Origin of the sequence: Halorubrum marinum (genome assembly GCF_048381195.1) — an archaeon.
Lineage (GTDB): Archaea > Halobacteriota > Halobacteria > Halobacteriales > Haloferacaceae > Halorubrum.
In genome coordinates, this window is sequence record NZ_JBLWMM010000006.1 from 361,915 (window position 1) to 372,618 (window position 10,704).

Consider the following 10,704-nt stretch of genomic DNA (forward strand, 5'->3'; position numbering starts at 1 on the left):
AGTAGATGGTGTCGTTGGCGATCCGCGCCGAAACGGGGAGCGGCCGCGAGACGAGTTAGTTGTCCGCTGCGACCTGTTCGAGCAGCTCTTCCGCGCGCTCGGGGTCGTACTCGTTCGTCGGCCGGATCTCGTCTTCCAGCGCGTCGATGTCGGTCGTCCCGCTCCCCTGTGCGAGTTCGGGGAGGTCAGTCCACGCGGGGCGGCCGTAGCCGTTCAGCACGTTGTCGACGATCGACTGGCGCGGAATGAGGTGGTTGATGGCTTGGCGGAGACGCCGGTCGTCGAACGGCTCGACGTTGACCGGGTACTGGATGTACTCGTACCCGCCCGTCTCGACGCCGTGGACGATGAAGTCCTCGGAGGCGTCGAAGTCGTCGAGCGTCGCCGTGTTGAGGCCGTAGGTGACGTCGATCTCGCCGTTCTGCAGCGCGCCGGATCGCGTGGAGTCGTCCGGGACGATCTCGAGCTCGAACCCGTCGATCACGGGGCCGTCCGGGAACGCGTCGGAGCCGTCGAACCAGTCGAACGCCTCGGCGACGCCCTGTTGTTCGACCCAGTAGTCGTCGAACTTCGTGACCTCGAAGTACTGCTCGTCCTCGAACTCGCTGAACTCGTAGGGGCCGGTCCCGATGGGGATGTTCCCCTCGCGCGGGTCGAGTGACCCCTTTTCGATCTCGTCGATCTGGTTCGCGTTGAGGATGAGCAGTCCGGGCAGCTCGCGCTCGGCTTCCGCGTCCGGAATCTGCGCGTAGATGTCGACGGTGTACTCGTCGACTTCGTCGACCGCCAAGACGGAGTCGTACGTCTGGGGTGCGAGTACGGAATTCTCTGCGTACTCGTAGGTCGCGACGACGTCCTCGGCCGTGAGCTCGTCGCCGTTGTGGAACTCGACGCCCTCCTGGAGGTGGTAGCGGTAGTGCATCCCGTAGGTGCCGTCCTGTGCGGCCTCCAGAGCGTCGTCGGGCAGCAGCACGCGGGCCTGATCGTCGTCGTCAGGGTTGTCCTCCGGGTGCTGAACGATAACCTGTTCGTCCGTATCCGCTGCGCCTTCCTCGGTCCAGTCGACCGTGCTCATGTAATCGGCGTACGCGAGCCGGTCAACGTCCTGCACGTCGACGACCTCGTAGCTCTCGGCGAGCCACGGGTAGATGTTGCCCTCGAGGTCGGTCGCGGTGAGCCCCTCGAACATGAAGCCCTGGGCCATCGTCGAGGTCGTATCGCTGCTGTGCGGCGGGTCGAACGAATCGATGTTCGCGCCCAGTCCCCCGACGACGGTTCCGCCCTCGACGAGGTCGGAGAGGTCGGAGTCGCCAGACGCGGAGTCGCGGTCGAGCCACATGATCTGCTCCTCCTGCGGGGCGAACATGTTGAAGCTGAAGATCCCCTCGTTGAACGGCCACATCTGGAAGCCGTGGATGTCCGTGTTGGTGACCGAGGTGGCCAGATCGAAGTGCGTGATCGAGCTGTATCGCTCCTCTGCGAGGTAGTTCCAGACCTCGTCGTAGCGCTCGCCGCGGAGTTGATCGTCCTCGGAGACATCGACACCGTACCGCGCGGAGTCCATCAGCTCGTCGAGTTCGGGGTCGTTGATCCCGTTGAGGTTACAACACGCGCCGACGTTGCTGGAGTGGTGGAGGGCGTTACAGAAGCTCTCCGGGTTGAACGTCCCGGACAGGCCGATACACGGGAGGAATCCGTTGTTCTGGTACTCGGGATCGAGGACGCGCCCGACGTACGTGTTCCACTCGTACGTCTCGACTTCGGTCTCGAAGTAGCCGGTCTGCTCCATCGACTCTGCGATGAGCTCGACGAGCTGCACGCGGTCGCTGTTGTCCGCGTTCACTTCGAGCTGCACTTGGAGGGGGAACAGCTCGTCGTCCTCGCCGGACCCGCCACTACCGGTGTCGTCACCGCCGTCTCCTTCTTGGTCACCACACCCGGCGAGGCCGACCGCACCGGCCGCGCCGATCGTGGTCAAAACGTTACGTCGATTGATCGTCCGGCTGTCGCCGGATCCTTCGTGCCGACTTGGCATACCACAAACTACAACCAGTCACTATAATAAGTTACGAAAGATCTGGCCAGAAGATTTTGGACCAGTTTTTGTAGAGAATAGAAATAACCGGGCGATAATATTAAAAAACATCTGAATTTCACCGTGAAGACGGCAAATATTACGATATGATAGATCATTAACGACCGCGGGAGTGACATCAGGTGACTGTCTCTCACCTCGTCGCGTGCGAATCCAAGCGGTTCGAAAAACGAGAGACTAGAACGCGATGGACGGCCGAAACGCTCGGGTCACACGGGCGACGAAGACGGAGAAAGCCTAGGCCGGGATTTGAACCCGGGGTCTCGTCCTTACCAAGACGTTGATACGTTTCGTGGCCTAAAAACGGTGATTTGACCGTCTTCAGACAACACGTTTTCAATCGTTTTCTCAGATCGCGTCGCCGTCCTGGTATTAGCTGTATATCCGGTTGCTGGCGGGTCTCTTCGTCGACTTAGTATTATCACGCACCCACTTCAAATACCGGGCAAGCAGTCTATCGGCCTGAAAGCTAATACTAGCTAGAAATCGTGTTGACACTGAACTTCTACTTCAGGGCTTGATTGACCTGCTTAAGCTCAGATACTATGCTCACGAACTCTGAGAAAGAATGCTTACCAACAACTGGCCGCTGATGCATTACATCATTACGAAGCATTTCAATATCATCTAAAACCTCTTCTGCCCGCTCTTTCTCGAATCCCAGCTGGTCTACAAGATCGTATTCGCGGAGAATCGTGTTAATCTGCCGTGTGTTCAAGCAATCAACTAATCGAAGATCAGCATCCTCCTCTGTTTGCTTCTGATAAAGCTCTTCAACATCTCCTTGTCTATTATCGTCAAGAACGCTAAGCCATCTGCCGTGCTCGATCTCGTTGTGAATAAGACTGCAGGCAGCTCCCTCATATTCCGAAATAAGCTGGTACAACGGAACACCGGCCTGAACACTGTTCAGGTCAGCATGGGTTATGATCCCCTCTATTCCATCACCTAATATAAACGCGAACCGCATATCTCTTTCATCCAATATTTTCAGTAGGTCCCGAGAACTAGGAGAAGAATCAATCACCGGTACTTCACTACCTAGCAAATCATCCTCTTCCAAAGGCTCTGCGTGACTTATGATCCTATCTGTCTTAGCAGCCTCGTCAATATCTTGCCGACGAACATACTTCCTGATGTGACCAGATATCCTGATCGGGGCTACATCAAACGATAACTCATTCATTTGGTCTAATACACTCTTCACCCGGTCATTCGGAGAGAAGACCGTGAGATCCTCCGTCATAATATCGCCTGCTTCAATCTGCATTAAGCAAGTATAGCTATAGAGGACATTTTAAAATGGGGGTCCATCAGGGAATCGACTCTTCTGATACCTCTGAAAGTCCCTTCTGCTCTGCTTTTCGTGCGGCCTGAAGCAGTAGTGAAAGAGCCTGTCTACAGTCTCCCGAGTTTTCGGCTATCTGTTCTGCGATTTTGGTGATAACACTGTCTGGGACTGAGCCGGGACGAAATGCTTGTTCGACTCGTTTGTTCAGTATCTGTTCCAGTTGAGCAGCGTTGTATGAGTTGAATTCAAGCGTCTGGCAGTTCAGTCGTGAGCGGCTTCGAGGATCTAATTCAATCGTGGTTGGGTGCTGGTTTGAGACCATTACGACACCTAACTGGTTTTCTGAGTCTTCGTTCAGCATTTGTAGGTCGTAGATGATTTCGGTTCGATCCTCTAGTTGGTCGAACTCGTCTAATGCGACTGCCACTCCGCGATTCTTTTTCAGCCACTCACGGATTTTCGAGAGCAGTTCGTCGACCGGTTTTCCTTTCCGTGGTGCCGGATAACCCAGTTGAATCAATAATTCAGTCAGTAAGGAGGGACGAGTGTTGTACTGCCAGCAGTTGATGTACACTGCTTTAGAAGTGGTCTCTTCCTCCATCCTGTCGAATACATGGCGTACACAAGTGGTCTTCCCAATACCGGCCGGACCATACACTAACAGGTTCTCAGGGCTTCTTCGACGAGTAACAGGTTTCACCGCCTCCACGATCCGATCTAATTCACTGCGTCTTCCCACCGGTTTGTCCGGTTGAAAACCAGTATCGAGATAGGTTTCACTTCTAAGTATACCGCGTCCATCTTGTTGTTTTGAATCAAACATTGTCTAAGAATACCTCCCCCTCTCCGCATCTCTGCTGCGAGTAATACAATTCAGGATAGGTTACATTCAAAAAGAGGGTCCGGCACCCCAGTTCACTTGATACCACTAAACAAGGTGTAACGGAACTCGTGGAACATTCTCCGGTTCAAATAAATCAGTATCCCAGCTTTTCATTTGAACCCGGGTATCGCTAAACCCCCGTAAAACAACAACTCACAGACACTGTTTGATGACACGCAAACTAATCTCCGACCCTAAGCCACTGCAACCAGAATACATTCCCTCAAACTTTGTCAACCGAGAGAACACCAAAACAGCACTCTCCAACCTAATCGGTCCAGACAGCAGCAGAAACATTCACCTCCAGGGACCCGAAGGAACCGGGAAAACCCATCTAACATTTCACCAACTCAACCAACTTGACCAGGTGAACACATGCTATGTCGACTGTAAAAACTCGGATACCCAGTACAAAGCACTGAGACAGATCCTTCAACCACTCACCGAGGAACCAGTCAACACCGGGTACCACACATCAGATCTCCAGCGAAAGATCGAGGAACGAACCGGAGCCATACACACAGTAATAGTGCTCGACGAAATAGAATTCCTGCTCGAAAACGACGGTGACAGTCTTCTCTACTTTCTCTCCCGGATGAAAAACCAATCCAAGGTCAACGTCATCACTATCTCCAACCAGAGTTTGAATCTGCAAAAACAGGTAGAGGAAAGGACATTCAGCAGCCTACAACCGTACCCGATTCAACTGGAACCATACACTGGGGAAGAGCTCTACGACATAATCCTTGACCGGGCGCGAAAATCCTTGAAACCACAGACTGTGCAGAAATCAAGCCTAACTTACATCGCTTCAAAAACCACCAATCCCCGACTTGCCATTCAGTGGCTGAAAACTGCAGCTGAGACAGCAGATAAAATCATCACCGAAAACCATGTCCAGCAGATCGAAGAGAAAGCACTCAACGAATACATCGACCAACTTCTCGAACCATTCACCGAACACCACCGCCTGCTGTTTAGAACAATCCAAGAACTCGCAAAAAACACAGACACAACGATACAGACCGGAGACGTCTACCAAAGCTACCAAGAACTCTGTCAATCCCAAGAACGGGAATCACTGAGCAACCGCCGTATCAGCGACCACTTAAAACAACTCGAACTCCTCAACCTGATCAAAGCAGAATACCACTACGGCGGCATCAAAGGCAAAACACGAGAAATCCGTCTCAACTATGCTGGCAGCTATAACAAGTCCTGAAAATCAAACTCCTCTAACTCATTCAATTCACGGAGAAGTTCCCGGCGCTCACGCTCCAGCCTTTGCTTGTCGTTCCAGTGCTGCTGCTTTTCATCTCTAATCAAAGAATAGAACCGTTTGATCTCTGACTTCAACTCATCTACGTTGGAAGAGCCGTGAGTACGATACTCATTTTCTAAACGTTCGAGGTACCAATCTAATTTTGAACCGAGCTCATCCAGTACTTCCTCATTTATTTCATCGCGTCTGTCTAACTGGTTCTGAATCCGTTCTAACTCAGTCTCTAGACGCTGCCGCTGATTTTCTTGATTCTCTTCAAGAAACTGGTCAAGATCCCAGTCATCACCCAGGTAATCCATAGAAGATAATTGGGGGAGTGGAAGAGGTTACAGGTTATTCCTCGCCGGATTGCAGTAGACTCCGGTATTCCCTTGCCTTCCGTCTGTAGAACAACGGCAGACCCTCTACCTCTTCCTCACTCCAAGAGCTTACTTTCTGAAGCAGTTGCTCTGCCTCGTGAAGCCTTTCAGTGAGTTCTCGACCCATACACGGTTTTTAGAGGTCGCTTCTTTTTCACCGTGACACAAGACTAGGATTCGTTTGCATCCTCCAATCGAAGCAGCTTCTCCAAAGTACCGTTCTCTTCTAATTCATTCAGTCGCTCCAAGACTTCCTGCTTATTTTGTTTCTCAGCCTGCTTCTTGAGGCTTAAAGCCCGTCCACAATTCCGACACTCGCTATATTCGTGCTGATTCTCAGTACCGCAGAATGGACATGGAACTGGTTCCTCCTCATCTTCAGAAGTATCAAGCCCGTACTTGTCACGGATCGCTTTGTTCACATCGTCGTTATTCAGATGGACGTAGACTTTCGCCCTGTCAGAACCTGGTTTCCAGCCGGCAAACTTGTTCAACTGCTCATACCCCATAAACGTCGCTACCTCCGTCAACCGTGTATGCCTCAGGTTGTACGGACGGGACTTATTGCTCGGTATCCCAGCTTTTTCGCAGGCAGCTTTGAACCGACGTCGAAAACCATCGTAGTTCATCCGATCGGCTAAGTCCGGTTCGTAACTACACGAGTCTTTGTGGTGATGAGGGATTTTACCACAGTTCTTGCAGGCTTGCTGCTCGCTTTTTACCCAGAGAGGGGCACTAGGATCCTCAAGATCTCCGATCTCCCCTCCTAAGGGGTGGTGAGCAATCCATTCACGCAGTTTTCTACCGGCTCGAACCAACTGATTGGTCCTATCAGGAGTTCCTTTCAGACCTTCCAGGAAGATGAAGTCGCCTTTCTCGTTTGATGTGAAGTCTGCCAGGTTACGGGAGAGAACTTCTCCGGGACGGGCAGCTGATTCGTACAGCACCATTGTAAGGGCTCGATCACGGGTGGTTGAGAAGTTTTGAAACAAACTTTTCAGTTCGTCTTTGGTGAACAGATCTTCGCGGCTAACAGTACTGGTCTGCCCCTGATGAACGGTGAAGAAATCGACTTTCTCAGGGTGCTCACGTCCACCGTTCTCGATTTTATAGTACTTTTTGACCGCTCCCTTCATCGTATGCTTCGTCGACTTAGTGTACCGATCGGTACGATGAAGCGTGGCTATCGTCTTCTTGAGTTCTGCTTCGGTTGCTTCAGACAGTGTGAAATCGTCCGGAGCGCAGAATCTGATAACCGACTTGAGGGCGGTGATAAGTCTTCTTTGACGTACTTGGCTTAATCCTTCAGCAGCACACTCGTCGATGAAGAATCGTATCGCCTCCACGTTTTCCGGTGTGAGTTCTGAGTCATCTAGATTTTGAAGTGCTTTCTCGACATTGACGTATTTTGTAGTGGACATAGATTAGTTGGTCTCCATAAGTTAGAAGGAAAGCAGGGAGACAACACGCTTCACTTGAGGGTTCGTTTCTCTTGACGAACACCGAACGGTCGATACAGTGCCCTCTCACGGAACGTTTCTCTTGCCTAGTTTCCGGTCAGAGAAGGCTTTGGGACACCGAACGGTTCGTTCATGGCCCGGATGGGGCTTGCTATTATCCGTTCGGAGCCTTTTTCTCGTTGTTTCCTTTGCTCTCCTTCCTTCGTTTGAGTTTTCAAGTGAAATTGGATCTAGAATCTTTAAATAAGTTAAATATCCAACATATTGGTATGGAATTCTCTACCCGATCAATGAGTATTCTACTAAAACAAGAGACCGACAAACGGGTATCCGAAGGAGCAGCAAACCAGCTCGGAGACGTCTTGGAGAAATTCAGTGAAGACGTCGCTAAAGACGCGATTTCTCTTGCTTCCGAAAATGGGTATCAAACGGTCAAGCCAGAACACATCAGAACCGCCCTCAGCAAGTACACAAAACATGATATACAACAATCATACCTTGGTTAAAAAATACAGATAGAGTACTTTATTCCGATACGGCGAAACCGTAGAACTCCCTACGTCGAAGGCGGCTGATCCTTGTTGAACTCCCGAAACAGTCGAAACACGACCCGATTATCTTCTAAACTGTTTTCAGCTAGTCTCTGCCGTAGTCCCTCCCGGACTTCCTGGTTACGACAGGCGATCCAGACCGTGTCGAACCGCTCCAAGTGTTCCTCCACGTGTTTGATTTCTCGGGGATTGTCTCCCATCGCGACCTCAACCACTAACTCCGTGTTTCCCATGTTGACGTAGACGTCGGCATCGAATTTTTCCAAGAATGCAGACCAGCCAACATCTTCAAACAAGTCTTTGATCTGGTTCTGCCAGTATCGATGGATGACTCCGCCTCGACCCCTGTGTTTCACCTCCAGTCCTAGCTCGGTTTCGGCGTACTCTCGGCCTTTATCGGTTAACTGTAACAGCTTCCGCTTGCCTTTCTCGGTGTGGACCTTTCTCTCTACTACAACTCCGTTGTCGACGAGCTCGTTCTTCGCCTTGTTTCCCTTGTAACTACTCGGAAAATCGCTGTACCGGTCGGTTAAACCACGGAACGGGTTCTTCACTACGTCTTTGAGGAATTGGTCTGCATCACCGCTCAGATCTAGTTCTCTTTGTGGGTCCTGGACGATCTCCGGACTCTCGACTTCATCTGAACGACCAGGTGCTACAATTGATTTGAAACCAGGTGTCAAACTTCGTGACTCATATGAAAGACTCGTCCAGCTATCAGCTTGGCTTTGCTCCAAGTCTTCTTCCGAAACCTGCTTCTCCAAACTGTAATCATCCAAACTTACCGGTATCGGACTACTGTTACCGACCTGAACAACCGCTTCACCAGTACCCAATCCTTGGGCATACTCTCGCTGCCTATCAGACAAGTTCAGACTGTCTGCAACCTCGTCAAACTGCTTCCGATCACCCAAAGGCAGCAACACTTTGGTGTACGTGTTAGCCTTGATCGAATCCGTCAACTTACCTGGCTCCTGATCACCCACAACCAATCCTTCACCGAACTCCCGCATCTTCGCCGTCAACTCATCAATCTCAGGCAGTCCAGAAGCATTCTGCCTCTCCTTGTAAACACTGAAAACCCGCTTACCCTCATCCAAGAAAAACAAATGACGCAACCCATTATCTCGCTGATTCTGAGCTAACCGGTACTCAAACACGTAAGCAAACAAGATCTCCATCAAAAAATTCTGGACATCACGACTCAAGCCGTCAAACTCGAACACCACATCTCGTTTCAATAACTCCTCCAAGTCGTAACCCCGGCTACAATCGAAAACCGTGCCTGCTGTAAGGTTCATCGCTTCTAAACGGTTCAAAACCGTATCGCGGTAGTTCGATGACTTCCGCATATAACTCATTGAATCTGCCTCAATCAAGGCCTGAAGCTCAATCAAACTCGGAAACGGCTCCGACACCTCTTCAAATTGATTGTAGGCCCTGTACAGCTTGATCACCGACTTCAATAAATAATTCTTAGAACCACTCAACAACGCGGTACTATGCCCGAACATTTCACTGAAGACCTGAGCCCACCTCCGAGGAGGAACACCGTTCGGCGGCCGCAACGGATTCAACTTCAACTCACTCCACGGCAACACCAACAAATCACTATCTCTACTGGCTAAGTGACGGTAGTCCTGTTTCAAATCAAAAAACCAGACCGGGACACCAACATTCTCATACATATTATAGAACAACGTCGTCTTACCACTCCCTGACTGCCCTACCGCCAACAAATGCTGAGTCAAATCCCCCTCCGACAACAAAAACGGTCGACCAGGGAAATCATTACCCAACCTAATCCTCCCAGAAACCCGCTGAGAATCAAACGGATATCTCCAGTGCCCTACCGACTTATTGAGAACTGTTCGGGAAGCTAACCTCTGCAAATACTCGCTATCCGAGGCACCAGCAGCTAAAACCAACCGTCGAACACTAGGATCATCCAAAACCCCGTTCCGCTTCGCAAACTCCAGAAGATTCTCAATATCTTGACCCATAATGATTAGAGACACTGCTATCTCCTATTGGATGGCCAGAGCCCCATTTCAGATGAAGTAGGTCTGGAGACCCAATAGATACTCTCTTAGGAGAAATACCCATTACTATAGTGGCTTCGGGGAGAATCGTGCTTATCAACTGATGGTGAGCCCAGAACTCGTTAATGCCGTTGGGGGCGGAGACCTGCAACAGGAGCTAGATCTACAAGCCTTATATGAAGAAATTTCGGCAGATGAAATTCGATACGACCCAGAGTACTGGCCTGGGTTGTATATCCGTTTTAATGATGGCTCTCCGGCTATTATGATATTCAGGACTGGAAAATACAATATCGCTGGCGCAGACTCAATAGACGAACTAATCAACGCCAATCAAAAATTTCTATCAGTAGTACGAGAATTAGGTCTAACATTTGACGATCCCGACTTCGAAATTCGAAATCTAGTCTACTTAGAAAAATATCATAGAGAGTTAAATCTTGATCCTATTGCGGTTGAGCTTGGGTTGGAGAATACAGAGTATGAGCCGGAGCAATTTCCAGGTCTACTCTATCGATCCCCCGATTTTATAGGAACATTTTTGATCTTCAGGAATGGGAAGATACTTCTCACCGGTTCTAATAATCCTGAAAGCTCTATAGAGGCGTTTCAAACCCTTTTCGCGGAGCTTGATAACCTATTTAGATAACTATCTTTTCGAATTTGTCAAGGACTCGATATGAGATACTCACTCGTCCAGCTTGAGCAACATTCTTAATGGTTAGACGGGAGTTGTCTAAT

The 10,704-nt window shown here is 50.3% G+C and carries 9 protein-coding genes; 3 read left to right on the top strand and 6 right to left on the bottom strand.

What is annotated here, in order from left to right; genetic code table 11:
* Nucleotides 1-55: 55 nt before the first annotated feature.
* From ACNSN4_RS11210 to ACNSN4_RS11220, 3 genes are all read right to left on the bottom strand, one after another.
* Nucleotides 56-2,035, bottom strand: a complete 1,980-nt coding sequence (locus tag ACNSN4_RS11210) for an ABC transporter substrate-binding protein (RefSeq protein ID WP_418285901.1) — start codon at nucleotides 2,033-2,035, stop codon at nucleotides 56-58.
* A gap of 565 nt (nucleotides 2,036-2,600) precedes the next feature.
* A complete protein-coding gene (locus ACNSN4_RS11215) occupies nucleotides 2,601-3,365 on the bottom strand; it encodes a CBS domain-containing protein (protein ID WP_418285902.1) in 765 nt (254 codons plus the stop codon).
* Between the two features lie 43 nt (nucleotides 3,366-3,408).
* The gene (locus ACNSN4_RS11220; protein WP_418285903.1) at nucleotides 3,409-4,209 is read right to left on the bottom strand and encodes a Cdc6/Cdc18 family protein; all 801 of its coding nucleotides are present in this window, start codon (nucleotides 4,207-4,209) and stop codon (nucleotides 3,409-3,411) included.
* A 229-nt stretch (nucleotides 4,210-4,438) separates the two neighbouring features.
* Here ACNSN4_RS11220 and ACNSN4_RS11225 point away from each other — a divergent pair, with 229 nt between their 5' ends.
* Nucleotides 4,439-5,491, top strand: coding sequence for a Cdc6/Cdc18 family protein (locus ACNSN4_RS11225; RefSeq protein WP_418285904.1), 1,053 nt, complete (start codon nucleotides 4,439-4,441; stop codon nucleotides 5,489-5,491).
* On the opposite strand, the gene ACNSN4_RS11230 is transcribed toward ACNSN4_RS11225, so the two are convergent.
* A complete protein-coding gene (locus ACNSN4_RS11230; RefSeq protein ID WP_418285905.1) occupies nucleotides 5,476-5,850 on the bottom strand; it encodes a DUF8104 domain-containing protein in 375 nt (124 codons plus the stop codon). The genes ACNSN4_RS11225 and ACNSN4_RS11230 overlap by 16 nt on opposite strands.
* 230 nt (nucleotides 5,851-6,080) lie before the next feature.
* Nucleotides 6,081-7,331, bottom strand: a complete 1,251-nt coding sequence (locus tag ACNSN4_RS11235) for a tyrosine-type recombinase/integrase (RefSeq protein WP_418285906.1) — start codon at nucleotides 7,329-7,331, stop codon at nucleotides 6,081-6,083.
* 308 nt (nucleotides 7,332-7,639) lie between these two features.
* On the opposite strand from ACNSN4_RS11235, the gene ACNSN4_RS11240 reads away from it, so the two are divergent.
* Nucleotides 7,640-7,876 (top strand): histone, encoded by a 237-nt coding sequence (locus ACNSN4_RS11240; protein WP_418285907.1) that lies wholly within the window; start codon nucleotides 7,640-7,642, stop codon nucleotides 7,874-7,876.
* A gap of 50 nt (nucleotides 7,877-7,926) precedes the next feature.
* Here the strand turns inward: ACNSN4_RS11240 and ACNSN4_RS11245 are convergent, their stop codons facing one another.
* Nucleotides 7,927-9,609, bottom strand: a complete 1,683-nt coding sequence (locus ACNSN4_RS11245; protein WP_418285908.1) for an ATP-binding protein — start codon at nucleotides 9,607-9,609, stop codon at nucleotides 7,927-7,929.
* 457 nt (nucleotides 9,610-10,066) lie between these two features.
* Here ACNSN4_RS11245 and ACNSN4_RS11250 point away from each other — a divergent pair, with 457 nt between their 5' ends.
* Complete coding sequence (locus ACNSN4_RS11250) at nucleotides 10,067-10,612, top strand: TATA-box-binding protein (RefSeq protein WP_418285909.1); 546 nt, start codon at nucleotides 10,067-10,069, stop codon at nucleotides 10,610-10,612.
* Nucleotides 10,613-10,704 lie beyond the last annotated feature (92 nt).

Bases quoted from the DNA above. Each gene is read 5' to 3' on its own strand.
- ACNSN4_RS11240 (WP_418285907.1), top strand. From the start codon at position 7,640: ATGGAATTCTCTACCCGATCAATGAGTATTCTACTAAAACAAGAGACC.
- ACNSN4_RS11235 (WP_418285906.1), bottom strand. From the start codon at position 7,331: ATGTCCACTACAAAATACGTCAATGTCGAGAAAGCACTTCAAAATCTA.
- ACNSN4_RS11210 (WP_418285901.1), bottom strand. From the start codon at position 2,035: ATGCCAAGTCGGCACGAAGGATCCGGCGACAGCCGGACGATCAATCGA.
- ACNSN4_RS11215 (WP_418285902.1), bottom strand. From the start codon at position 3,365: ATGCAGATTGAAGCAGGCGATATTATGACGGAGGATCTCACGGTCTTC.
- ACNSN4_RS11225 (WP_418285904.1), top strand. From the start codon at position 4,439: ATGACACGCAAACTAATCTCCGACCCTAAGCCACTGCAACCAGAATAC.
- ACNSN4_RS11220 (WP_418285903.1), bottom strand. From the start codon at position 4,209: ATGTTTGATTCAAAACAACAAGATGGACGCGGTATACTTAGAAGTGAA.
- ACNSN4_RS11230 (WP_418285905.1), bottom strand. From the start codon at position 5,850: ATGGATTACCTGGGTGATGACTGGGATCTTGACCAGTTTCTTGAAGAG.
- ACNSN4_RS11245 (WP_418285908.1), bottom strand. From the start codon at position 9,609: ATGTATGAGAATGTTGGTGTCCCGGTCTGGTTTTTTGATTTGAAACAG.
- ACNSN4_RS11250 (WP_418285909.1), top strand. From the start codon at position 10,067: ATGGTGAGCCCAGAACTCGTTAATGCCGTTGGGGGCGGAGACCTGCAA.